The organism is Actinoplanes campanulatus (assembly GCF_014647795.1).
GTDB classification, from domain to species: Bacteria; Actinomycetota; Actinomycetes; order Mycobacteriales; family Micromonosporaceae; genus Actinoplanes; species Actinoplanes campanulatus.
This window is the reverse complement of the sequence record NZ_BMPW01000033.1, coordinates 15,377-40,127: the sequence shown is the minus strand read 5'-3', so window position 1 is coordinate 40,127 and position 24,751 is coordinate 15,377. Positions and strand designations below refer to the sequence as shown.

19 protein-coding genes are annotated in these 24,751 nt (G+C 72.2%); 11 read left to right on the top strand and 8 right to left on the bottom strand.

Annotated features, from left to right (window positions below):
• Positions 1-119: 119 nt before the first annotated feature.
• Positions 120-2,153, top strand: coding sequence for an acyltransferase family protein (locus tag IEZ13_RS41555; protein WP_183215282.1), 2,034 nt, complete (start codon positions 120-122; stop codon positions 2,151-2,153).
• A 32-nt stretch (positions 2,154-2,185) separates the two neighbouring features.
• Positions 2,186-3,460, top strand: coding sequence for a serine/threonine-protein kinase (locus IEZ13_RS41550; RefSeq protein WP_183215284.1), 1,275 nt, complete (start codon positions 2,186-2,188; stop codon positions 3,458-3,460).
• 129 nt (positions 3,461-3,589) lie between these two features.
• On the opposite strand, the gene IEZ13_RS41545 is transcribed toward IEZ13_RS41550, so the two are convergent.
• Complete coding sequence (locus IEZ13_RS41545; RefSeq protein WP_203833628.1) at positions 3,590-6,751, bottom strand: bifunctional cytochrome P450/NADPH--P450 reductase; 3,162 nt, start codon at positions 6,749-6,751, stop codon at positions 3,590-3,592.
• A gap of 48 nt (positions 6,752-6,799) precedes the next feature.
• Between IEZ13_RS41545 and IEZ13_RS41540 the strand changes: the two genes are divergently transcribed.
• From IEZ13_RS41540 to IEZ13_RS41505, 8 genes are all read left to right on the top strand, one after another.
• Positions 6,800-7,369: a TetR family transcriptional regulator gene (locus IEZ13_RS41540; RefSeq protein ID WP_183215288.1), complete on the top strand. Its 570-nt coding sequence runs from the start codon at positions 6,800-6,802 to the stop codon at positions 7,367-7,369.
• Between the two features lie 220 nt (positions 7,370-7,589).
• On the top strand, positions 7,590-9,611 hold the full coding sequence (locus IEZ13_RS41535; protein ID WP_183215290.1) for an acyltransferase family protein: 2,022 nt from the start codon (positions 7,590-7,592) through the stop codon (positions 9,609-9,611).
• 139 nt (positions 9,612-9,750) lie between these two features.
• A complete protein-coding gene (locus IEZ13_RS41530) occupies positions 9,751-10,053 on the top strand; it encodes an urease subunit gamma (RefSeq protein WP_183215291.1) in 303 nt (100 codons plus the stop codon).
• On the top strand, positions 10,050-10,457 hold the full coding sequence (locus IEZ13_RS41525; protein ID WP_183215292.1) for an urease subunit beta: 408 nt from the start codon (positions 10,050-10,052) through the stop codon (positions 10,455-10,457). The genes IEZ13_RS41530 and IEZ13_RS41525 overlap by 4 nt, the downstream gene beginning before the upstream one ends.
• Entirely contained in the window at positions 10,454-12,172 is a 1,719-nt protein-coding gene (locus tag IEZ13_RS41520) for an urease subunit alpha (RefSeq protein WP_183215294.1), read from the top strand. Before IEZ13_RS41525 ends, IEZ13_RS41520 begins: the two co-directional genes overlap by 4 nt.
• Before the next feature lie 46 nt (positions 12,173-12,218).
• Positions 12,219-12,866, top strand: a complete 648-nt coding sequence (locus tag IEZ13_RS41515; RefSeq protein ID WP_183215296.1) for an urease accessory protein UreF — start codon at positions 12,219-12,221, stop codon at positions 12,864-12,866.
• Between the two features lie 13 nt (positions 12,867-12,879).
• Complete coding sequence (gene ureG, locus IEZ13_RS41510) at positions 12,880-13,617, top strand: urease accessory protein UreG (protein WP_373293097.1); 738 nt, start codon at positions 12,880-12,882, stop codon at positions 13,615-13,617.
• Between the two features lie 58 nt (positions 13,618-13,675).
• Positions 13,676-14,416 carry an urease accessory protein UreD gene (locus IEZ13_RS41505; RefSeq protein ID WP_183215298.1) on the top strand — a complete coding sequence of 247 codons (741 nt, stop codon included), beginning with the start codon at positions 13,676-13,678 and terminating at the stop codon, positions 14,414-14,416.
• 94 nt (positions 14,417-14,510) lie between these two features.
• Here the strand turns inward: IEZ13_RS41505 and IEZ13_RS41500 are convergent, their stop codons facing one another.
• The gene (locus IEZ13_RS41500; protein ID WP_183215300.1) at positions 14,511-15,182 is read right to left on the bottom strand and encodes a TetR/AcrR family transcriptional regulator; all 672 of its coding nucleotides are present in this window, start codon (positions 15,180-15,182) and stop codon (positions 14,511-14,513) included.
• 46 nt (positions 15,183-15,228) lie between these two features.
• Here IEZ13_RS41500 and IEZ13_RS41495 point away from each other — a divergent pair, with 46 nt between their 5' ends.
• Positions 15,229-15,975 carry a DUF4386 domain-containing protein gene (locus tag IEZ13_RS41495; protein ID WP_183215302.1) on the top strand — a complete coding sequence of 249 codons (747 nt, stop codon included), beginning with the start codon at positions 15,229-15,231 and terminating at the stop codon, positions 15,973-15,975.
• Between the two features lie 181 nt (positions 15,976-16,156).
• On the opposite strand, the gene IEZ13_RS41490 is transcribed toward IEZ13_RS41495, so the two are convergent.
• The 6 genes from IEZ13_RS41490 to IEZ13_RS41465 all read right to left on the bottom strand — a co-directional run bounded on the left by IEZ13_RS41490 (position 16,157) and on the right by IEZ13_RS41465 (position 24,741).
• On the bottom strand, positions 16,157-17,059 hold the full coding sequence (locus IEZ13_RS41490) for a sigma-70 family RNA polymerase sigma factor (protein WP_183215304.1): 903 nt from the start codon (positions 17,057-17,059) through the stop codon (positions 16,157-16,159).
• Positions 17,060-17,271: 212 nt separating this feature from the next.
• Positions 17,272-17,700, bottom strand: a complete 429-nt coding sequence (locus IEZ13_RS47210) for a hypothetical protein (protein ID WP_229795699.1) — start codon at positions 17,698-17,700, stop codon at positions 17,272-17,274.
• 70 nt (positions 17,701-17,770) lie between these two features.
• Complete coding sequence (locus IEZ13_RS41480; RefSeq protein WP_229795698.1) at positions 17,771-19,753, bottom strand: serine/threonine-protein kinase; 1,983 nt, start codon at positions 19,751-19,753, stop codon at positions 17,771-17,773.
• 402 nt (positions 19,754-20,155) lie between these two features.
• Complete coding sequence (cphA, locus tag IEZ13_RS41475) at positions 20,156-22,903, bottom strand: cyanophycin synthetase (RefSeq protein ID WP_183215306.1); 2,748 nt, start codon at positions 22,901-22,903, stop codon at positions 20,156-20,158.
• Positions 22,900-23,718 carry a cyanophycinase gene (locus IEZ13_RS41470; protein ID WP_229795697.1) on the bottom strand — a complete coding sequence of 273 codons (819 nt, stop codon included), beginning with the start codon at positions 23,716-23,718 and terminating at the stop codon, positions 22,900-22,902. The genes cphA and IEZ13_RS41470 overlap by 4 nt, the downstream gene beginning before the upstream one ends.
• 99 nt (positions 23,719-23,817) lie before the next feature.
• Complete coding sequence (locus tag IEZ13_RS41465) at positions 23,818-24,741, bottom strand: acyl-ACP desaturase (RefSeq protein WP_183215308.1); 924 nt, start codon at positions 24,739-24,741, stop codon at positions 23,818-23,820.
• Between the last annotated feature and the right edge of the window lie 10 nt (positions 24,742-24,751).

Sequence of the window (24,751 nt, the reverse complement as noted above, 5' to 3'; positions counted from 1 at the left end):
TGAGTTCCCTTAGGCAGGACATGTCGGTTATCCACGACACACAAACCGCGGCACTCCGACCGGAGAACGAGGTCAGGCCGGTCCAGCCACACCTCAGATTCCGGCCGGACATCGAGGGCATGCGGGCCGTCGCGGTGACTCTCGTGGTGCTGTCGCATGCCGGGATCTCGGGGCTGGCCGGGGGCTACGTCGGCGTCGACGTGTTCTTCGTGATCTCCGGCTTCCTGATCACCACGCTGCTGCTCAAGGAGCTGACCCGGACCGGCCGGATCTCGCTGGCCACCTTCTACGCCCGGCGCGCCACCCGGCTGCTGCCGGCGTCGACGCTGGTCCTGCTGGTCACCGTGGTCGGCAGTTGGCTGTGGCTGCCGGCGACCCGGTTCTCGTCGATCGCCTCGGACGCGATCTACGCGACCTTCTACGGGATCAACTGGCGGCTGGCGCACGAGGGCGTCCAGTACATGAATGCCGACGCCGCCCCGTCCCCCCTCCAGCACTTCTGGTCGCTCGCGGTCGAGGAGCAGTTCTACCTGGTCTGGCCGCTACTCCTGCTGATCTTCGCGCTGGTGTGGGGCAAACGCCGCACCGCGGTGGTCGTCACCCTGTGCCTGATCGTGGTGGCGTCGCTGATCACCAGCGTGCGGGTGACCGGATCGTCGGCGCCGTGGGCGTACTTCGGGGCGCACACCCGTGCCTGGGAGCTCGGCATCGGCGCCCTGGTGGCGATCGGCACGAGCCGGCTGGCCGGCCTGCCCCGGCCGCTGGCCGCCGGCCTGACCTGGGCGGGTCTCGCGGCCGTGGTGACCTCGGCGCTGATGTACGACGAGGCCACCCCGTTCCCGGGCTCGGCCGCCGCCCTGCCGGTGCTCGGCGCCGCGGCGATCATCGCCGGTGGCTGCGCGACGCCCCGCGGCGGCGCCGTGGCCCTGCTCGGCACCTGGCCGTTCCAGCAGATCGGCAGATACTCCTACAGCTGGTACCTCTGGCACTGGCCGGTCCTGATGATCGTCCCCTACATGCTGGACGTGGAGCCGAACGTCCCGCTCAACCTCGGCCTGTCGGCCGGCGCGCTGGTGCTGGCCGTCGGGTCGTACCACCTGGTGGAGAACCCGGTCCGGAACCACGCGTGGGTCAAGGAGGGCGCCCGCCGCGGCATCGCGGTCGGTCTGGCCCTGTCGATGACCGCCGCACTGGTCGCGCAGGCCGGAGCCATGAAGCCGCCGCAGCTGGCCAAGGGCGATGCGGCCGTGAACACCGCCAAGGTGGTGGCGGCGGCTGCCGACCCGGAGGCGGAGCTCAAGCGGATCATCGCCGAGTCGGCCCGCATGGGTGAGCTGCCGGCGAACGTCACGCCGAAGGTGCAGCGCGCCCACTACGACCTGCCGAAGTACTACCCGAGCAAGTGTCACCTGGAGTACGCGGACGTGACCGCCCCAGGCGAGTGCGTCTTCGGCGACCCGGCCGGCAAGGAGATGGTGTACCTGTTCGGCGACTCGCACGCCGCGCACTGGTACCCGGCCATGGACGCGATCGCCAAGCAGCACGGCTGGAAGCTGATGGTCCGCACCAAGAGCGCCTGCCAGGCGCCGGTGGTCCGGACGTACGCCCAGGTCTTCAAGCGCCCGTACGACGAGTGCAGCCAGTGGCGCGACACCGTCCTCTCCGAGATCAAGCGGACCCACCCGAAGATGGTGGTGATCGCCTCGAACGGCAACAACAACGGCGGCCTCCTGGACGCGGCCGGCAACCGGATCGACGAGGGCACCGCCGAGGAGCGGGACGCGCTGTGGGTGGCCGGCTGGGCCGCCACCTTCAAGGCCGTCAGGGCCAAGGGCACCGCGCTCGTGATGATCGAGGACACCCCGTGGCCGGGCAAGGACGCTCCGGAGTGCCTGGCCGCCCATTCGGACCGGGCGTCGAAATGCGCCCGCCCAGCGGCCGAGGCGTTCGCCTTCCCGCCGCGGCAGGCGCTGGTGTCGCAGCAGGCCCGGAAGAACGGGGTCACGGTGATCGAGACCCGGCCGTGGTTCTGCGACGGCGACGTCTGCCCGGCCGTGGTCGGCAACATCCTGACCTGGCGGGACAGCAGCCACATCACCACCCGGTACGCCGCGATGCTGGCCCCGCTCCTGGAGGCTCGTCTCCCGATCTAGGCGAACGGGCATGGATCGTAGAAGATGAATCCATGCCCGGACCGGGAGAGTCACTCGGCGGGCGATACCGGTTGGAGGACCGGATCGCCGCCGGGGGCATGGGCGAGGTCTGGCGGGCCGTCGACACCGTCCTGGACCGCCCGGTCGCGGTGAAGATGCTGCTGGCCGGGCCGGCCGGGGAGGCGAGTTTCCGCCGGCGGTTCGAGCACGAGGCGCGGGCGATGGCCGCACTGCGGCATCCGGGTGTCGCCGCGGTGTACGACTACGGCAGCACCGGCGAGGGCGCGTTCCTGGTGATGGCCCGCATCGACGGCCAGTCCCTGGATCAGCGGCTGAACGAGCGCGGCCCGCTGTCTCACGCCGAGACCATGGCGGTGGTCGCCCAGGCGGGCCGGGCCCTGCACGCCGCGCACCGGGCGGGCATCGTGCACCGGGACGTCACGCCCGGCAATCTGATCATCGAGCCGGACGGCAACGTGGTGCTGGTCGATTTCGGGGTGGCCCGTTCGGCGACGTCGCAGACCCTGACCGGCGCCCGCAACGTGGTGGGGACGGCCTGCTACATCGCCCCGGAGCAGGTGTCCAAGCAGGTGGTCGGTCCGGCCGCCGACCTGTACGCGCTGGGCGCCGTCGCCTACCACTGCCTGACCGGGGCACCCCCGTTCACCGGCGACGACGCCGTCACGATCGCGCTGCGCCACGTCTCCGAGGAGCCGCCGCCGCTGCCCCCGGCCGTCCCGGCGGCGGTCCGTGAACTGGTCGAGCAGGCCCTCGCGAAGGATCCCGCCGCCCGTGCCCCGTCCGCCGCCGCGATGGCCGCCGCGGCGACGGACGCGGCCGGCGGCGATGAGGTGGTGCGTGCCGCGCTTCTGGCCACCGAGCCGGTCACCGCCCCGATCCCGCGCCGGCCGCCCATCCGGACACCGGTCGACGAGAGCCCGGCGATCCCCGCGCGACCCGCACGGTGGCTGCCGATCCTCGCTGTCGCACTGACGTTGCTCGCCGTCTCGATGATGGCGCTGACCGTGGCCGATGCGCTCGGCTGGTTCCCGGTCGGGCCCGCGTCGCCCTCGCCCACCCCGGCCGGCTCGCCGAGCCCGACCGGCTTCCCGAGCGCGTCCCCCACCCCGTCGCCTTCGGCCTCCACCGCCCGCAAACCGCCACCGGCGACCCGCCCGCGCTCCCCGCGCCCGTCGGCCACCAGCCCCTCCGCCAGTGGCGGCGTCTCGCCCTCCACGTCCGCCGGCGAATCCTCCGACGACCCCACGAGCCCGACCCCGGCCGGCCCGTCCGCGGATGCGGGCTGAACGACTCGGCTGGCCGTGGGTGCTGCCCCAACGGCGTTGCGACAGCCCTGACAGCTGGAAAAGATCAAGACCCGGCGAGGGGTACGGGAGTGGCGCCGGACCGGACAGCCCGGCGCCACTCCGAGCCGGTCAGGCGAAGACGTCCTGCTGGTAGCGGCCCTCCGCCTCGAGGGAGTTCAGCCACGACTCCGCCTGCTCGGCCGTTGCGCCGGTGTGGCGGCGGTAGACGGCGTAGAGCTCGTCGCGGACGGCCGGCGCCATCCGGGCCCCGTCGCCGCACAGGTAGATGTGGGCGCCGCGTTCCAGCAGCTCCCACACGGCGTCGCCCTGTTCGGCGAGGGCTTCCTGGACGAACCGGTGCGGGTGGTCCGGCACCGCCGAGAAGGCCAGGTGCAGGTCGGCCACCCCGTCGGCGGCCCACCGCTCCATCTCCTCGCGGTACAGCCAGTCGTGCTCGGGGTGCCGGCAGCCGTAGAACAGCTTGGCGGGTCCGCGATCGGGCAGCAGCGCCCGCTCCTGGAGGAAGCCGCGCAGCGGGGCGAAGCCGGTGCCCGGACCGATCAGGATCATCGGCGTGGCCGGGTCGGCGGGCAGCCGGAACGGCGGCGCCGGCACCCGGACGTGGCCGTAGAAGACGTCACCGGGCGACAGGCGGGCCAGGTACTGGGAGCACATGCCCCGGTACCGGCCGTTGCCGGTGCGGGACGGGCCGTCCACCAGGCCGACCGTGATCGTCACGAGTGACGGGTCGACGGCGGGCGACGACGAGATGGAGTAGAACCGCGGCCGGATCGTGCCGACGAGCTCGAGGAACACCCCGAACGGCAGCTCGACCGCGGGGAACCGCTCCAGCAGGGAGAGCACCGAGACCCGCTTCGCGAGGATCTCGTCGGTGTACGCCTGGCGCGCCTCGGGGGTGTCGGCGGTCCAGACGGCCAGCTGCCGGGTGGTCCACGGGCACTGGGTGTGCTCGGCGAGGACCCCGATCTGACCGCGGGTGGCCGGCTCCTGGAGTTCGACGAAGTCGGTGAGCAGCAGACCGGCGGTGACCGGGATCCCGATCGGCAGTCCGCTGGGCCGCTCGCCGTCCTGACCGAGTCGGATCACCAGGTCGCGGGACACCCGGAGCGTGTGCAGGGCCCAGTCGACGAGTTCCGGGTCGTTCTTGGCGTAGACGGCCAGGTGGTCGCCGGCGGTGTACTCGACCCCTTCCGGCAGCTGGACGGTGATCGCCTTGACGCCCGGCCGGGGCGCCTCCCGGGTGAAGTCCCACAGCCCGGTGGGGTCGCCGACCAGCTCCTCCACCGACATGATCATGACCGGGTGGGCCTGCCCGGAGACCACGGCGGGCCGGATCTGGTCCTCGCCGAGCACCTCGACCGAGTAGCGCGGCCCGGTGGTGGCGGCCGTCGCGGTCCCGTAGGCGGCGGCGAGCGCCGTCCACAGCCCCTCCAGCCAGGTGGTGGCCATGCCGTCGAAGTCGCCGGAGGCGTCGGTCTCACCGCGTTCGACGACCGGTTCCGCGCCTGCCGCCGCGAGCTTCTCGAAAACCCGCTTCGGGTACGCCTGATAGGTGGCCCATTGCGTGTTGCCGTTACCGAGGACCGCGAACCTGACGCCGTCGAGCGCCCCGGCCGGGATGTCGAGGTCGTCGAAGGCCTGCGCGTTGTCCGGCGCCTTGCCGTTGTAGCTGGACGTGACGACGGTCAGCAGTCCTTCGGTGGGAAGGTCGGCGGCCAGTTCGTCGAGGGTCTGCACGGTCACCTCGAACCCGGAGCGCCGGGCCCGGTCGGCGACCTGCTGGGCGAGGTCCTCGGAGGTGCCCAGGTTGGACCCGTAGGCGACGCTCATCCGTACCCCCGAGGCCTGAACCTCGACCTCGTCGGTGACGGCGGCGGCCGACGGCGCGGAGGTGGCGATGCGCTCGTGCTCGTGGCGAAGGCGCAGCCGGAGCCGGAAGTCCTCGGGCTTGATGGTGAGGGTCTGCTTGATGGTCAGCTCGTGGCCCTGCGGGTCGGAGAGCGCGAACCGCTGCAGGATCATGGCGAGCGCGAGCCGGGCCTCGGTGAGGGCGAACTGGCGGCCGATGCAGGCCCGCTCGCCGTTGCCGAACGGCTTGTACGCGTGCGGGTGGTGCGACGCCTTCCGCTCCGGCAGCCACCGGTCGATGTCGAAGGTCTCCGGGTCGGTCCAGGCCGCCGGGTTGGTGTGCAGCGGCTTGAGCACCACCGCGATCTTCTGGTTCGCCTCGATGGCGTAGCGCCCGCCCAGCGTGGTCGTCTCCCGGGCGGCGAGGCCGATCGCGGTGATCGGCGAGTGGAGGCGCAGCGTCTCGTCGAGGATCCGCGGGATCACGTCGAGCTTCATGATCAGCTCGTAGGTGGGCACGGTGTCGCCGGGCAGGATCCGGTCGACCTCGGCGTAGGCCTGTGCCAGCACGTGCGGGTTGCGCATCAGGTGGTGCAGCGCGAAGGAGAGGGTGCCGCTGGTGGTCTCGTGCCCGGCGATCAGGAAGGTGAGCACCTGGTTGCGGATGTTCTCGTCGGACAGCCGCCCACCGGTGACCGGGTCGGACGCCTCGAGCATCAGGCCGAGCAGGTCGCGGGTGTCGGAGAGACCGGAGGCCCGCCGGACCCGGACCACCTCGTCGACCGTCTCCTGCATGATCGCGATGTCGGCACGATAGGCCGCGTCGGCCTTCTTCTTCAGGCCGGTGACCATCGGGAGCTGGCGGGTCCGGTTCATCGCCTCGGTCAGCGCGCTGCCCATGGCCTGCAGGAACGGGTGCAGCTCCGGCTGCTCGAAGGAGCGGAACCGCTGCCCGAACCCGGCGAGCGTGATGGTGTCGAGAGCGAGCCGGGTCATGTCGTCGGTGACGTCGACCTCGGTGCGGCCGGCCCAGGCGGTCATCAGGTTCTCGGCGATCTCCAGCATCTGCGGGAAGTACGCCTTCATGGACCGCTGACTGAACGCGGGCAGCAGGATGCGGTGCGCCTGGCCCCACACCTCCTCACCCTCACGGGCGGTGAACAGGCCGTCACCCGCGAAGTCGCGGACGTGCGCGAGCGGCGGGTCGATCGGCTTGTAGAAGCGGCTCTCGTCGCAGACCTCGGCGACCAGGTCGGGGTCGTAGACGAAGACGACGTGCCGGCCGGCCAGGTTGAGCTTGAAGAGGCCGCCGGGGTGCTGTGCGGCCAGGTCGGCGAAGAACCGGTGTGTGCCCTCCACCGGAACCTGCAGTCCATTGCCGACGATCGGCAGTCCGCGCGGGGTGGGAATCGGGGCGGTCACAGGGGGATCCTCCTCAGCCATACGGTGTATGGCGCTACCATACGGCGTATGGCTGGAAACGGAAGGCAGGGTGATCAACGTCTAACGAAGGACGGGATCCTCCTGAGCGCGCTCAGAATCATCGACGCCGAGGGCGTGGCGGCGCTGAGCATGCGCCGATTGGCGGCTGACCTGGGCGTCAATCCGATGTCGCTCTACCACCACGTGGACAACAAGGCCGCCCTTCTGGACGGCGTGACCCGCCTGGTGACCGATGGGGCCCGGCACATCATGGTGGCCGAGGGCACCTGGCAGGAGCAGTTGCGCCGCCTGGCGTACGAATTCCGGTCGCTCAGCCTGGCCCACCGCAACCTGATCCGGCACGCCTTCGCCTCCGACGACTTCATCCGGAGCGACGGCCCGATGTGGCGTTCCCTCTGCGCCGTCCTGCGCACCGCGGGACTCCTGGAGAGTGAGGTCGAGCGGACCGGCGCGGTGCTCGCGGTGCTCGTCGGCGGGCTCCTGCACACCGAGGTCAACGGCACCATGGGCCGGCTCATCGGGGTCGGCGAGGCGGACGACACCGGGTTCGCGCTGGCCGTGGACCTGTTGATCGACGGGGTCGCCGCGCGCGTGTGAGGTTTCCTCGCCATGAAAGCGTGATGAACCGGCTGTGGATCACCTATGGCATCACGGGTACGATCGGCGACCGATTACCCGGCGGGTGCCGTCGCCCTTCAGCAGGCTTAGGTAGGACATGTCGGTTTCGTACGACACACAACTCCAGAGTGCCCGCCCGGAATCCTCTCCGGGGGCACCCGCTCGCTCTCACCCAGGATTCCGACCGGATATCGAGGGAATGCGAGCGATCGCGGTCACCCTGGTCGTCCTGTCGCACGCGGGGCTCTCCGGCCTGGCCGGCGGCTACGTCGGCGTCGACGTGTTCTTCGTGATCTCCGGCTTCCTGATCACCACGCTGCTGCTCAAGGAGCTGACCCGGACCGGCCGGATCTCGCTGGCCACCTTCTACGCCCGGCGCGCCACCCGGCTGCTGCCCGCCTCCACAGTGGTGCTGCTCGTCACCGTGACGGCGAGCTGGCTGTGGATGCCGGCCACCCGGTTCAAGTCGATCGCCGCCGACGCGATCTACGCGACCTTCTACGGGATCAACTGGCGGCTCGCGAACGAGGGCGTGCAGTACCTCAACGCCGACGCCGAGCCCTCCCCGCTCCAGCACTTCTGGTCGCTGGCGGTCGAGGAGCAGTTCTACCTGGTCTGGCCGCTGCTCCTGCTGATCTTCGCGCTGGCGTGGGGCAAACGGCGTACCCCGGTGATCGTCACGCTCGTCCTGGTGGTCGCCGCCTCACTCACGGTGAGCATCACGCAGACCGCGTCGTCCGCCCCGTGGGCCTACTTCGGAGCGCACACCCGCGCCTGGGAACTGGCCGTGGGCGCGCTGATCGCGGTCGGCGCGGCCCGGCTCGCCGGGCTCCCCCGCGCCCTGGCCGCCGCCCTGACCTGGGCCGGACTGGCCGCCGTGCTGGTGTCGGCGTTCCTCTACGACGACGAGACCCCGTTCCCCGGCTCGGCCGCCGCCCTGCCGGTGCTCGGCGCCGCGGCGATCATCGCCGGTGGCTGCGCGGCGCCCCGCGGCGGCGCCGTGGCCCTGCTCGGCACCTGGCCGTTCCAGCAGATCGGCAGATACTCCTACAGCTGGTACCTCTGGCACTGGCCGGTCCTGATGATCGTCCCGCACATGCTGGACGTCGAACCGAACATCCCGCTCAACCTCGGCCTGTCGGCCGGTTCCCTGGTGCTGGCCATCGGCTCCTACCACCTGGTGGAGAACCCGGCCCGGAACCAGTCCTGGGTGAAGGCCCGGTCCCGCCGCGGCCTCGCCGTCGGCCTGGCCCTGTCCTCGCTGGCCGCCCTGGTCGCCCAGGCCGGCGCCATGAAGCCGCCGCAGCTGGCCAAGGGCGACCCGGCGATCGACACCACCCAGGTCGTGGCGGCCGCCGCCGACCCGGAGAGCGAACTGCGCCGGATCATCGAGGCGTCGGTGGACACCGGGAAGCTGCCGGCCAACACCACCCCGCGGGTGCAGAACGCGCGCAAGGACAAGCCGACCTACTACAGCACCAACTGCCACCTGGAATACCTGGAGACCAAGGTGCCGGGGCCCTGCGTGTTCGGCGACCCGGCCGGCAAACGGACCGTCTACCTGCTCGGCGACTCGCACGCCGCGCACTGGTTCCCGGCCGTCGACGCGATCGCGAAGGAGCGCGGCTGGAAGCTGCTGGTCCGCACCAAGAGCGCCTGCCACGCCGCCTCGGTCCACACCTTCAGCACCGCCCTCAAGCGCACCTACACCGAGTGCCCGGTCTGGCGCGACCAGGCGCTAGCCGAGATCAAGAAGACCCGGCCGTACCTCGTGCTGATCTCGTCGAGCGGCAACGACGGCAACCCGCTGCTGGACGAGAGCGGCCAGCGGGTGACGTCCGGCGCCGACCAGCGCTGGGCGGACGGGTGGGCGGCCACCTTCCGTACGATCAAGGCGCCGAGGACGAAGCTGGTGCAGATCCGGGACACCCCGTGGCCCGGGCACAACGCGCCGGAGTGCCTCGCCGAGCACTCCCGCAACATCTCCCGGTGCGCCGCCTCGGCCGGCGACGCGGTCCAGATCCCCGCCCGGCAGCAGCTGGTCGACCAGGCCGCGAAGGCCAACGGCGTCCAGGTGATCGACCCGACCGCCTGGTTCTGCACCGCCGAGGACTGCCCCAACGTGGTCGGCAACCTCCTGGTGTGGCGCGACGACGACCACATCACCACCCGGTACTCCGCCATGCTGGCCCCGCTGCTCGGAGCACGCCTGCCGAAGTAGTCCGGTAAACGAACTCCAACGGCCACGCCACCGTGCGGAAGCACGGAAGGCGTGGCCGTTCCGTGTTTTGATCCTCATAGGTTCACACGTCCGAAACTTCCGCCTGCGAGCATTCCGGAGCGCTAACAGGAGGTTCCCTTTGTTCCTCAGCCAGCACGAGCAGGAACGCCTGCTCATCCACGTCGCGGCCGATGTCGCCCGGCGCCGCCGCGAGCGGGGCCTGCGGCTCAACTATCCGGAGGCCACGGCCGTCATCACCGCGTTCCTGCTGGAAGGCGCCCGGGACGGGCGGACCGTCGCCGAGCTGATGGACTCCGGGCGCCGCGTGCTCACCCGCGACGACGTCCTCGACGGGGTGCCCGAGATGCTGGCCGAGGTGCAGGTCGAGGCCACCTTCCCGGACGGCACCAAGCTCGTCACCGTGCACGGGCCGATCTCGTGATCCCCGGCGAGGTCCTGTACGGCGAGGGCGACATCGAGATCAACGCCGGCCGTCCCACCGTGGCCCTGACCGTCCGCAACACCGGCGACCGGCCCGTCCAGGTCGGCTCGCACTACCACTTCGCCGAGTCCAACGCTGCCCTGGAGTTCGACCGCGCCGCCGCCTGGGGGCACCGGCTGGCCATCCCGGCCGGCACCTCGGTCCGGTTCGAGCCCGGCATCCCCCGCGACGTGACCCTGGTGGCGCTGGCCGGCGAGCGGGTCGTGCCCGGCCTGCGCGGCCTCGCCGGCGGACCGCTCGACCAGCCGCCGGCCGCTCCCGAGACCGACCCCACCGACATCGAGCCGGCCGGTTCCCTCGACGAGGACGAAGGCGACGGCGAGCACAACGGGAGCCCGCGGTGAGCTTTCTGGAGCGCGGCCGCTACGCCGCCCTGTACGGACCCACCTCCGGCGACCGGATCCGGCTCGCCGACACCAACCTGCTGATCGAGATCGAGGAGGACCGCAGCGCCGGGCCCCGGCCCGGCGACGAGGTCGTCTTCGGCGGCGGCAAGGTGATCCGCGAGTCGATGGGCCAGTCCCGCGCCACCCGCGCCGAGGGCACCCCGGACACCGTCATCACCGGCGTCGTGGTGCTCGACCACTGGGGCATCGTCAAGGCCGACGTCGGCATCCGCGACGGCCGGATCGTCGCCATCGGCAAGGCCGGCAACCCGGACACCATGGACGGCGTGCACCCCGGCCTGGTCATCGGCGCGGGCACCGAGATCATCGCCGGGAACGGCAAGATCCTCACGGCCGGGGCGATCGACAGCCACGTACACCTGATCAGCCCGACGATCCTGGACACCGCGCTGGCGTCCGGCATCACCACGATCATCGGCGGTGGCACCGGCCCGGCCGAGGGCACCAAGGCCACCACGGTCACCCCGAACGCCTGGTACCTCGCCCGGATGCTGGAGTCCCTCGACGCCTGGCCGGTCAACGTGCTGCTGCTCGGCAAGGGCAACACGACGTCCACCGAGTCGATGTGGGAACAGCTGCGCGGCGGGGCCGGCGGCTTCAAACTCCACGAGGACTGGGGCACCACCCCGGCCGCGATCGACGCCTGCCTGGGGGTGGCCGACGCGTCCGGCGTCCAGGTGGCGATCCACACCGACACGCTGAACGAGGCCGGCTTCGTCGAGGAGACGCTGCGGGCCATCGCCGGGCGGTCCATCCACGCCTATCACACCGAGGGCGCGGGCGGCGGGCACGCGCCGGACATCATCACGGTCGCGTCGCACCCCAACGTGCTGCCGTCGTCGACCAACCCGACCCGGCCGTACACCCGCAACACCCTCAGCGAGCACCTCGACATGCTGATGGTCTGCCACCACCTCAACTCGGCCGTACCGGAGGATCTGGCCTTCGCCGAGAGCCGGATCCGGCCGTCCACCATGGCCGCCGAGGACCACCTGCACGATCTCGGGGCGATCTCGATGATCGGGTCGGACTCGCAGGCCATGGGGCGGGTGGGGGAGGTCGTCACGCGTACCTGGCAGACCGCGCACGTGATGAAGGCGCGCACCGGAGCCCTGCCGGGCGATGGGGCCGCGGACAACCACCGCGCGAAACGCTATGTCGCGAAATATACGATCTGTCCGGCGGTGGCGCACGGCATGGCCGCGCAGATCGGCTCGGTCGAGCCGGGCAAACTGGCCGATCTCGTCCTCTGGGATCCGGCATTCTTCGGGGTCCGGCCGGCGCTCGTCCTCAAGGGCGGCATGATCGCGTACGCCCAGATGGGTGACGCGAACGCCTCCATCCCGACCCCGCAGCCGATGCTGCCCCGGCCGATGTTCGGCGCGTACGGCGTGGTCCCGGCCCAGACGTCCCTGGCGTTCGTCGCCCCGGCCGCCATCGACGCGTTGCTGACCGACCGGATCGGCGTCAAACGGGCGCTGGTGCCGGTCGCCGACACCCGGTCGGTGGGCAAGGCGGACATGCCGCTCAACGACGCGATGCCGCGGATCGAGGTTTCGGCGGACACCTTCGAGGTACGCATCGACGGCGCCGTCATCGAGCCGGATCCCGTCGCCGAGCTGCCCATGGCCCAGCGCTACTTCCTTTTCTGATGGCGGGGCCACGCCAGGTGGGTCGGTTGTGGGGCGGGCTCGCGGTATGAGTCTGGCCACGTTGTTGCTGCTTGCGGATGGGCGGCTGCCCTCCGGTGGGCACGCGCACTCCGGCGGGCTGGAGCCGCAGATCGCCGCCGGGCGAGTGCGTGACATCCGGGAGCTCGACGGGTTTCTGCGCGGGAGGCTCGCCACCGGTGGGCTCGTGTCGGCGGCGTTCGCGGCGGCGGCCTGCGGGGACGTCGGGCGGGCCGCCGAACTGGACGCCGGGCTTGATGCCCGGACTCCCTCGCCCGCGCTGCGTAAGGCTTCCCGGGCGCAGGGGCGTGCGCTGCTCCGGGCCGGGCGGGCGATGTGGCGGCTGGCCTCGCTGCCGTCGCGGGAACCCCATCAGCCGGTCGCGCTCGGCGCCCTGGCCTCGGCTGCCGGGCTGACGCCCGTCGAGGCGGCGGTCGCGGCGGCGCACGGCACGATCACCGGCTCGGCCAGCGCGGCGGTCCGGCTTCTCGGTCTTGATCCGTACGCGGTACACGCGCTTCTGGCGCGGCTCGCCCCCGAATGTGACCGGATCGCGGCGCTCGCCGCGGAACGGCACGGCGACCCGGTCGACGACCTGCCGGCCGCGGGCGCTCCCCTGCTCGACATCGGCGCCGAGCACCACGCCACCTGGGAGGTGCGTCTCTTCGCATCCTGAACCGGAGAAGAAAATGCACCCTGACCTGGAGGAGAAAATGCACCCTGACCTGCACGAACACGGCCCCGACGAGGTCCCCCACACCCACCCGGAGCCCGGGGTGGACCCGCACGAGCCGCTGCACACCGGCGCCCGTGCGCTGCGCGTCGGCATCGGCGGGCCGGTCGGGTCGGGCAAGACCGCCCTGGTCGCGGCGCTGTGCCGGGCCCTCGGCGAGGAGTTGCGGCTGGCCGTCGTGACCAACGACATCTACACCACCGAGGACGCCGACTTCCTGCTCCGCAACGGCGTGCTCCCGGCCGAGCGGATCCGGGCCGTGGAGACCGGCTGCTGCCCGCACACCGCCATCCGCGACGACATCTCGGCCAACCTGGACGCGGTCGAGGACCTGGAGGCGGCGCTCGGGCCGCTGGACCTGGTACTGGTGGAGAGCGGCGGCGACAACCTGACCGCGACGTTCAGCAAAGGGCTGATCGACCAGCAGATCTTCGTGGTCGACGTGGCCGGCGGCGACAAGGTCCCGCGCAAGGGCGGTCCCGGTGTCACCACCGCCGATCTGCTGGTCATCAACAAGACCGATCTGGCCCCGCTGGTCGGCGCGGATCTGTCGGTGATGGACCGCGACGCGAAGGCCCGGCGTCACGACCTGCCGACGGTCTTCCTGTCCCTGGCCGAGGACCGGCGGGCCACTCCGGTGGCCGACTGGATCCGTGCCCTGGTGGCGACCCGAACCGCCGTCGCCGGTGCCTGACCTGGCCGATCCGGGCCTCCGACCGGCACCTCTACCAACCCCCGGGGCGAGCCGCTTCATGCGGGCGAGCGCGACCGTCGTGGCCGAGGCGGACGGGCGGGGCGGGACGCGGCTCGCCGTGCTGCGCGGTGAGTCGCCGCTGCTGCTGCGCCGCACCGGGCCACGAGGCGCCGGCGGCACGACGGTGCACCTGGTCGGTGGCGCGGCCGGGCCGCTGCGCGGCGACGACCTGCGGCTGGACATCGAGGTGGGGCCGGGCGCCGTGCTGGAGATGCTCAGCGTGGCGGCCTCGCTCGCCCTCCCCGGCCGGCCCGGGCCGCCGTCCCGGCTGACCGTCACCGCGACGGTCGCGGCCGGGGGCACGCTGCGCTGGCTGCCGGAGCCGCTGATCGCGGCGGCCGGATGCGACCACATCGCGGTGACCCGGGTCGACGTGGCCGACGGCGGCACGCTGCTCTGGCGTGACGACCTGGTCTGCGGGCGGCACGACGAGCCGTCCGGCGCGGTCCGGGCGGACACCACTATCCGGTACGCCGGGGCCACCCTCTACCGGCACGAACTCGCGGTCGGTCCGGGCGCTCCGGGCTGGGACGGCGCCGCCGTGCTCGGCGGCGGCCGCGCGGTGGGCACGCTGGTGGCCGCCGGTTCCGGCCTCCCGGAGCCGGGTGTGGCCGGCCCGAACGCGGCGGTGATGCCGCTGGCCGGGCCGGGCGTGCTGGCCACCGCGGTCGGCGCCGACATCCGCGAGGTGCGGGCCGCCCTCGATCCGCTCTGCCGCCGGCCGGCCATCGCGTCTTGAGGGAGACACGAAACAGCGGCTGGTTGTCAGGGCTGTCTGTCGCAACGTCGTTGAGACGGCCCTGACAGCCGGCCGGACAACCGGACGCGGCCGGTCAGGCGTGGGTGGGCAGGCCGTCGAGGACCCGGTGCAGGCCCCAGAGGTACTGGTCGGTGCCGATCCAGGTGGCGGTGACGTCGACGGCGGCCGCCGTGCGCGGGAACATCGCCGCCGGGACCTGGGACATCGCCGCACGCCGGGCGGCGATGCGGTCCTCTTCCGGCGCCAGCGCGCCGGCCCGCGGCACGTCGGCCACCTCCAGGGCGATCGCGCCCAGGACATAGACCATGATCAGGTACGCGCCGCGCGCCGCCTCCGCCGCGGAGAGCCCGGCGCGGGCCAGCAGGTCGAGTAGCCGCTCACCGAGCAGCAGCGCCTCCGGCCCGTTCATCGCGCCGCCGAGCAGCAGTGGGACGGCTCCCGGATGGGCGGTGAGCCGCCGCCGCAGGTCGAGGGCGAGCGCCTCCAGGTCGGTCCGCCAGTCGTCGCCGCCCGGTGCGGCCCGGTTCAGGTCGCCGAGCAGCCGTTCCACCAGCGCCTGCTCGATGGCCGACTTGTCCGGGAGATACGTGTAGACCGAGTTCGGCGACACTCCGAGGACCGCCGCGATCCGCCGGATCGAGGCCGCGCCGGGCCCGTCGGTGTCCAGCAGGGTCAGCGCCGCGTCGAGGACGGCCTCTTCGGTGAGCGCGCGTTTCGGTCCGGGCCGGCGTCTGGGCTCGGTCACAGCAACCCCCTTGACTTATCTCCGCACACCGTACAGCATTCGCTGCATGAAGACTCTGCACGGCGTACAGAATTGGACCGGCAGCCTTCTGCTGGCCTCGGCGGCGGGTTTCACGGTGGCTTCCAGCGTGCTGTCGGCCACCTTCGACTGGCCGGACATCCTGCGCGAACCGGCTCCGGTGGTGCTCGCCTCGTTCCACGCCGGGGGCCCGTCGCTGGTCTGGACGTGGTTCGCTGTCGCGTGGACGTACGCGCTGGTGGGCGTACCCATGTCGATGATGTCGGCGGCCCTGGGGCGCGGCACGGACCCGGTGTTGCGGACGGCCGGCGCGATCGGTGCGGCCTCCGCGCTGCTGTCCCTGATCGGCTTCCTGCGCTGGGTGTTCGTGGTGCCCGCGCTGGCCGGCCCGTGGGCGGAGGGCGACGCGGCGACCCGGCCGGCGTTGGAGGCGGCCTGGACGGCGCAGCACCAGTTCGGCGGCGCGCTGCTCGGCGAGCATCTCGGGCAGGTGCTGGCGATCGTGTGGTCGGCGACGGTGAGCGTGGTGGCGCTGCGGTCCGGCGTGCTGCCCCGCTGGATCGGCTGGTCGGGGCTGGCCGCATCGGCGCTCTACCTGCTCAACCAGGGTGACGTGCTGGCCACCGCGGTGCCGGGCTTCCCGGTGTGGGAGCCGGCGGGCCTGATCGGCAGCACCGCCTGGGGCCTGTGGCTGGCCGCTGTCGGGGTGGTCCTGATCGTTCCGCGGCGCAGCGCCTCGACCGGCCCGATCCGCGCCGCCCGGTCCGCCGGATAGGCCCCGGCCGGCACGAGGAAGAGGCTGCCGAGGTCACCGTCCACTTCGTCGCGCAGCGGGCCGGCAGTCCCGGACCGAACGATCATGGGAGCCGGAGATGTGGGCCGGCGACGCTCCGTCGAGTTCGGAGCGAAACGGGCGCGGACTTCCGGCGTGGCCGGATCCGCGCCCGTCGGCGAGATCAGGCGGCGACCGCGATCGGCACGCCGTGACTGTCGGTCAGCGCCAGCCGGGTGTGCAGGCTCCCCTGCTGGGCCACCTTCGCGAAGTACTCGCTGCGCCGCCGCTGGAGGCAGCCCTTCCGCGTCCGGGGTCCTCCCGCGGCCACGGTGAGCAGTTCCGGTGCGAGCGAGGAGTTGAGGCCCTCCCGCAGCAACCGCAGCGCCTCGGTGCGCAACTGCGAGATCCGCGACTCGGTGACCCCGAGCCGGGCGGCCACCTCGCTCAGCGGCTGTTCCTGGAGGAACGACTCCTCCACCACCTGGCGCAGCCGCTCGGGCAACGCCTGGATGGCCTGGTGCAGGTAGCCGAGGCGTTCCCGCTTGAGCAGCAGGTCCTCGGGCCCCTCGGAGGTCTCCGGCACCATCTCCTCGGCCGCGCCGGTGGGGAAGCCCTGGAGGCTGAGCAGGGAGGCTTTCTGGACATCGTCCTCGACGCTGGCCAGCTCGGAGATGCCGATGCCGAGCATCTCGGCGACCTCGGCGTCGCTGGGGGTGCGCCCCATAGCGGCGGTGAGTTCCTGACGTGCGGTGGCGGCGCGCCGGGCCCGTGCCCGTACCGATCGGCTGGCCCAGTCCTGTCCGCGGAGCTCGTCGAGCAGGGCGCCCCGGATCCGGACGGCGGCGAAGCGGTGGAACGGGATGCCGCGGGTCACATCGAAGGAGCGGGCGGCGCTGAGCAGGGCCGCGAAGCCGGCGGACGAGAGGTCGTCCGCGTGGACATGGCCGGGCACCCGGTTGAGGAGCTCCCGGACCAGATGGCCAACCATCGGCATGTTTTCACGGATCAGGTCCTCGATGTCGTGCGCCGACGGCGCATCGTGGCCGGTGCCGATGGTGGCGGGGAGTTCGGTCGTGGCGGTCACGTAGTCCTCCTCGCTTGTACTAACCGGCTGGTGAAACCAGCTGACAAGGAGAACAGTGGCCGCCGTAGGGTGCAGCGGCGGCCGAACTCGGTTGCATTTGTGGAGTTTTTTCATGAAAAACCTCAGCCCGGTGGGGACCATGACGGACCGGCGAGGTTTAAACACGGAACCCGGCCGTGATCGCGGCCGGGTTCACGAACGAGGGGGTGGTTTCAGTGCAGCACCGGCATGCGCGGCGGGGCCAGCACCTCAGCCAGCGCCGCGTGCACCCACGCCATCCGCCGCACCGCGGCCTCCGGGTGGTCGCCGAACTCGGTTGCCACACCGGCAGCACAGCCGTCACTGCCGTGGCGCAGGATCATCATGGTGATCGCCTGCTCCACGGACGCCCGCGTCGGGCTTTCGGACGGCTGCAGGTACGAGACGAACAGCGCCTCGGCGGCCAGGTCCTTCACTGTGCTGAACATTTTGTCGAACTCCCCGATGTCGACGACCTGCTTGGAATCGGCTGACACCACGTGGTAGCCGGACTCTCGCCCATCATCCACTCGGGTGCCACATGGGCCGGCAGCCACGCCGCGCCAAAATGCCGCAATCCGGATGACCGGAGTGGAGCAGAAGCGCCTGTCGGTCCCGTTCACCGTAACGCGATCGCCGGCTCGCCGGCCCGTGGTTTTCCGGGCCGAACGGGCCGAACGGCCCGTCTTTCGGTCATCCGCCCCCGGTTCCTCCGGCGCAATCCGGATCCGCCGAGTCGCAATCCTCGTCGAGCGACGTGCCCGGGGCGGGCGGCTTGGTCGGGTCGGTCGGGTCGACGATGCCGCCCGGGTTCGACGGGCCCTCGGACGAGGGCACCGACGGCTCGATGGTGTCCGACGGGTCGGTGCCGCCCGGAGCCGACGTCTTCGTGGTGCTGGCGCCCGGGTCCGGTTTGACCGTCGGCGGCTTCGAGGTGGTCCGCGACGGCGCCGGCGTGGTGGTGATGTGCACGCTGCCGCTGGGCCCGATCGAGATGCCCGGCGAGGTGGTCGGGTCGCCGAGGCGCACCTGACCGTCGGAGAGGATCTCCACCGGGCGGGACGGCTCGCCGGGTTCGGACGACACGTACGTCTCGCAGGTCTGGTTGTTGAGCTTGAAGACCAGCGGCGCCTGGTTGCTCTCGGTGTAGCGCCCGGTGATCTGCATCGTGGTGGTGCGCTGCGGGGCGATCACGGTGGTCGAGGCGACCCGGACCTCCCGGTCGTCCTGCTTGAGCAGGACCTTCCCGTTGCCGGAGAGGATCTGGTCCCCGTTCATCAGGAACCACAGGCTCCACCCCTGGACCGGGGTGTCGTCCCGGTTGGCGAGCGTCACCTGGGCCTTGAACCTTCCGCCGGTGTCGGACCAGACGGCGTAGCTCACCACGCACTGACCGGCCGGGGGCACCACGGTGGGCTGCGGCGTCGACGCGCCGGCCGGGGTCTTCTCGGACTGGCCGATCGCCGTCCAGCCGTAGGTGAGGCCGCTCAGCACGGCGACCGTGCCGGCCACCACCACGACCCGGCGCAGCCGGACGTGGTTGCGGTTGGCGGGACGGCCGTCGGCCGGGACCGGCGGTGGGCCGCCGGCGCCGGGCCGCAACGGCGGTGCGGAGGAGGCCCGGGCGGGCATCCTCTCGAACGGCTTCGACGACGGCGCGGTGGGGCCCGCCGGGACGGTCGGGCCGGGCGAGTCCGGGTCGGTCGCCTCGCCGGCCGCCATCGCCGCCGCGGCGGCCGCCGGGCCGAAGCCGGAGTACGGGTATCCCGACGGGAGGATGAAGGTGTCCTCGCCGTCCTCCCAGCCCGCGTCGAACCCGGAGGTGACCATCGGGGCGCTCGCCGAGGCGCCGGCCAGCACGTGCGCCAGCTCGGCACTGGACGGCCGGTCCGCCGGGTGCTTCTCCAGGCAGCGGGCGACCAGCGCCTCCACCCCGGACGGCAGGCCGTCGACCGGCGGCAGCGGGTCGGGCTCGGTGTACTGATGGGCGCGCAGCAGGGCGGTGGTGGTGCCGACGTCCCACGGCAGCTGGCCGATCAGCATCCGGTAGATCAGCAGGCCGACCGCGTAGACGTCGGTGGCCGGGCTGACCACGCCACCCTCCAGGCGCTCCGGCGCCAGGTAGGCCGGGGTGCCCATCAGGCTGCCGTCCGGGTCGGTGTCGTTCTCCCCGATCAGCGCCGAGATGCCGAAGTCGACCACCTTGGCGCCGCTCGGGGTGAGCATCACGTTGGCCGGGGTGACGTCGCGGTGCACGATGCCCCGGGCGTGTGCCGCCGCCAGGGCCGCCGCGACCTCCGCGGAGATCCGCACGGCGGTCGGCCACTTCAGCATCCGCACCCGGGCCAGGACGGCGGCCAGGGACTCACCGTCGACGAGTTCCATCACGACATAGGGCACCGGCTCGCCATCCACCGTGGTGGCCTCGCCGTAGTCGTACACATTGGTGATATTGGGATGCGTCAGCCGCGCGGCGGCCTGGGCCTCCGCGCGCAGCCTGCGCCGGAACGAGGGGTCCGCGCTCGTCGACGGCGGCAGGACCTTCACCGCGACCTGCCGCCCCAGCACTTCGTCGAACCCTCGCCAAACCACTGACATCCCGCCGGCGCCGAGACGCTCGACCAGTCGGTAACGACCGGCGAGCAACCCCGAACCGGGCAGGTCCGTCGTGCTCATGTGCCCCCACATGCGCGCTTCGAGAAGATCGCCGGACCGCACCGCCATGCTGCCCGACGCCGGGCGAGTCGGGCCCACCATCGGACTCCGAGCATCCCCCATCGACGGCGAGGATGTTAGTCCCAATCGGTCACCAGTTCGACCCACCACAAGGCGATCTACCTGCGCATCATTACCGTCAGTTCGGTCCCGGGAGCCGCTCGTACGGGTTATCGCACCGTGCGGGAAAGGGCTTTCCGCCATCAGGCCGCCACATAGCGCCACGACGATGGGCAGCGAATGCCCGCTTCGTCGGAACTTTCACTCTCAACCTTCCGGGTGAGTCCACTCCGGAGGCGTTCACGATCGGTCAACACTTAGCTACAGAGAGAGATCAAGTCTGTCCTTGATCTGTCAATCTCGTCACCCTCGCGCCGGGAGTCCGGTGAGCTCGCGGGTCACGTGCGGAACCGCCCCGGCGGCCCGCGACGACAGTGACGTGATCCCGCTCAGCACCGGCGCCGTGCCGCCCGGCACCGCGCCCAGCTCGGCGAGGTGGGCGCGCATCGGCTCCCACTTCTCGTAGATCACCAGGACCACCTCGCCCGGCCCGGCCAGCCGCAGCGCCGCCGCGACCGCCGAGCGGTAATCGTCCGCCCGGACCGCGGTCAACTGTGGGCGGCGGGCCCGCATCTCCCGCTCGATGAGCGCCGCGACCTCGCCGGCCGGCCGGCCCTGCCGGTCCTCGTCCTCGTAGAGCACCACCCGGGTCAGGCCGTCCGCCAGAACCTGCGCCGAGGCGGCCAGCAGATCCTCGCGACGGTCCCCGGGCAGCGTGACCGCGGCCACGCAGCGTTCGGCGCCCCACAGCCGGTGCAGCGTCCGCAGCGTGGCGGCCAGCGCGGCCGGGTTGTGCGCGTAGTCGACGAACACCGAGACGTCGCCGATCCGGAACAGGGTGCCCCGCCCGGGGTTCTCGACGCTCGGGTCGAACTCGGCGAGCCGGTCGGCCAGGTTCTCCGGACGGGCGCCCAGGGCCCGGGCCGCGGCGATCGCGGCGAGCGTGTCGGCGGCCACGTGCAGGGCCGCGCCGCCGTACGCCCCCGGCACCTCGGCCAACCGCATCAGCGGTGTCCGCCGCGCGCCGGTCGCCTGCACCAGCCAGCCGTCGTGCAGCACGTACGCCGCCCCGCCGCGCGCCAGATGCTCCCCGAGCACCGGGTTCCCGGTGTCCAGACCGAACCAGATCAGGCGCTTGCGGTCCGCCCGTACCCGGGGCCGGCCGGCCAGGCTGCGCACCCACGGGTCGTCGGCGTTGAGGACCAGTGTCCCGCCGTCCCGGACCCGCTCGGCCACCACCGCCTTGACGTGCGCCAGGTCCTCGATCGAGTCGAGCCCGTCCTGGCCCAGGTGGTCGGCCGTGATGTTGGTGATCACCCCGACGTCGGACCAGTCGTAGCCGAGACCGCGCCGCAGCAGCCCGCCCCGGGCCGTCTCCAGGACCGCCACCTCGACCTGCGGGTCGCCGAGCACCATCTGCGCCGACCGCGGCCCGGTGGCGTCCGCGACCTGGATGATCCGGCCGTCGATGGAGACCCCGTCGGTGCTGGTCATGCCGACCCGCATGCCGCTGCCGCTGAGCAGGTGGGCGGTCAGCCGGGTCACCGTCGTCTTGCCGTTGGTGCCGGTGATCGCGACGGCCGGGATCCGTCCGTCCGAACCGCCCGGGAACATGGCCCGGACGATCGCGTCGCCCACGTCGCGGGCCCGGCCGTGCACCGGCGCCAGGTGCATCCGCAACCCGGGTACGGCGTTGACCTCGATCACCCCGGCGGTGGCCTGCTCCCCGGTGGGCGGCACCGGCGCCGCGATGTCCGGCAGGCGCAGATCGATCCCGGCGATGTCCAGGCCGACCAGGGCGGCGACCCGCCGGCAGAGCCGGGTCACGTCCGGGTGCACCTGATCGGTGACGTCCCGGCTGGTGCCGCCGGTGGACAGGTTCGCGGCATCGCGCAGCCGGACGACCCGGCCCTCCTCCGGGACCGACTCCGGTGTGTGCCCGGTACGGCGCAGCACCCCCTCCACCGCCTCGTCGAGGACGATCCGGGTCAGCACCCGGGAGTGGCCGGCGCCCCGGCGCGGATCGGCGTTGACCCGCCCGACCAGCTCGGCGATCGTGGCCCGGCCGTCGCCGACGACGTGCGCGGCGACCCGTTCGGCGGCCGCCACCACCTCGCCGGACACCACCAGCACGCGGTAGTCGCGGCCGCCGAGGTGCCGCTCCACCACCACCTCGCCGCCGATCGCGGCCCAGGCCCGCTCGACGGCGTCGGCGGTGTCCAGGTGCAGCGCCACGAGGTGCCCCTGCCGGCCGTGCCGGGGCTTGACCACCACGGGGGCGCCCAGTTCACCGAGGAGGCGGACAGCGTCGCCCGCGGTGGCGGCCACGCCGCCGGGAGCGACCGGGATGCCCGCCTCGTCGAGCAGCCGCCGGGTGACGTGCTTGTCCCCGGCGATGTCCACGCCCACGGCGCTGGTCCGGTCGGTCATGGCCGCCCAGGCCAGCCGTCGCCGGTGGCCCCAGCCCAGCCGCACCAGGCTGAGATCGTCGAACCGTTCCACCGGGATGCCACGGCGGCGGGCGGCCGCGATGATCGATCGGGTGCTGGGCCCGGTGGCCTCCCGTTCGGCCAGCTCGCCCAGCCCGGAGAGCCGCTCGGCCAGGGTGCGGGCCGACGGCCCGGAGCCGCTGTGCACCTCCAGGACCAGCCCGATCGCGGCCTCCAGCAGCTCACCCGGCACCGACGATTCGGGCGACTCGTCCACCGGACATTCGATGATCACGTCGTAGACCCCGGTCCGGTCCGCGGCGACGGTCCGCCCGAAGCTGATGTCCCGTCCGATGAGCTGGGACAACTCGATGCAGACGTGCTCGCTGACGTGGCCGAAGTAGGTGCCGTTGCGCAGCCGGCTCACGAATCCGCCGGGCACTCCGGCGGCGCAGTGGTGCTCGGCCAGGCCGGGCACCGCCCGCAACAGGCGTTCGGTGAACCCGGTGACGTCGGTGGTCTCCACGCCGGCGAACTCACCGAGGTCCACCCGGGCCACCACGGCGGGCCGGGACAGGTAGACGTTGGGTCCGCGCAGGCGGCGGAGGCTTTCGATCTTCATGGGGCTGGTTCCCGTTCTGGGGGCGGGCCGGTACCGGGTCGGCGGCCCGAGAGGTGGAAGGTGCAGCCGGCCGGCAGCACGTGGATGCGGGCGCCGGCGAGCGTGATCGGCCCGGCCGGCGGAACCCGGATGTCGGTCGCGGCGCCGGCGTCGACCACCGTCACCGCCCCGCTGCCGAGGACCTCGAAGGTGTCGCCCCCGGTCAGGATGGCGGTGTCCTCGTCGATGCCCACGCCCAGTTCGTGCGGGTAGCGGGCCACCGCGCTGAGCAGCCGGTTGAGCCGGCCCCGCTCGGCGAAGTGCTGGTCGATCAGCACGCACGGCAGGAATTCGAGCCCCGGGCCGGTGCGCACACTGTCCGCGGCCACGCCGGGGCGCTCCCCGCCGATGATCATGGTGGCGGACATCACCGCGGCGCCCGCGCTGGTTCCGGCGAGCACCACCCGCCCCTCACCGACCAGGGCGTGCAGCAGCGTGTCGGTCGCGGTGCCGCCCAGCACGCCGGTGATCCGCTCCTGGTCCCCGCCGGTGAAGAAGACACCGGTCGCGGCACGCAGCACCGACTCGGTCTCCGGCGCGTTGGCGGCGGCCCGGTGAGCCAACCTCAGCGCGCGAACGTCCCCGGCGCCGAGGCCGGCGAATCTCTCCCGGTAGGCGGACTCGGTGCTCTCCGGGGACTCACTGGCCGTGGCGATGACCACGATACGCGCGGCCCCCGATCCGGCGAGCTCGACGAACCTGCCGAGCAACTCGGAACCGGCCGCGCCACCCATGATCAGCAGCCGCCCGTGGTGCGGATCGGCGCCTGCGTCCACCGCCCCTCCTCAGCAGAGCCTCGAGCTACTGTTGAGGTTAATCGGAACAAATCCGAAACAAGCACCTAATTCAGGAGCATGCCTAATCCAGGAGCCTGCCTAGGCGTACCGGTGGTTTCGGGCCTCTCTCCTCTCCTCGAAGCGCGCGGCCTGTGCCTCCAGCTCGCTCATCTGCGCCGCGAGTTGCTCACGTGCCCGCTCACCGTCACCACGCAGATCGGTACGGTCCCAGACGTTCCACTGGCGCAGCACCGGAGCGAGCACCTCGTCCCGGTGCTGGCGCAGGTCGTAGATGCCGGCCAGTGCGATGGCGACCGCCTTGCGCCCGAAGCCCGCGATGTTCGCCCCCGGCATTTGGAAGGCGGCGGCGACGTCGGCGACCGCCCGCATGGCCCGGTCCGGCTCCAGCTCGAAGGCCGCACTGAGCAGGTTGCGGTAGAAGACCATGTGCAGGTTCTCGTCGGCGGCGACCCGGGCCAGCAACTGCTCGGCGATCGGGTCGCCGGTGGCCCGGCCGGTGTTGCGGTGCGAGATCCGGGTGGCGAGCTCCTGGAAGGCGACGTACGCGATGGAGTGCAGCACGTCGCCGTCGTGCCGGTTGACGTAGCCGGACTGCATGTGCTCCATCCGGGCGCGCTCCAGCTCGACCGGGTCCACACCGCGGGTGACGGTCAGATAGTCACGGATCGCGATGCCGTGCCGGCCCTCCTCGGCGGTCCACCGGTGCACCCAGGTGCCCCAGGCGCCGTCCCGGCCGAACAGGGTGGCGATCTCGTGGTGGTACGAGGGCAGGTTGTCCTCGGTGAGCAGGTTGACGATCAGCGCGGTGCGGGCGGCGTCCGGCAGCTTCGAGTCGTCCGGCCGCCACGCCTCGCCGCCGAGGAGGCCGTCGAAGGTGCGGCCCTCGCTCCACGGCACGTACTCGTGCGGGAACCACTCCTTGGCGAGCGCCAGATGCCGGTCGAGGTTGGCGGCGACGACGGGCTCCAACTCGAGGAGCAGGGCGGTCTGGTCCAGCGGCATCCCCTCAAGG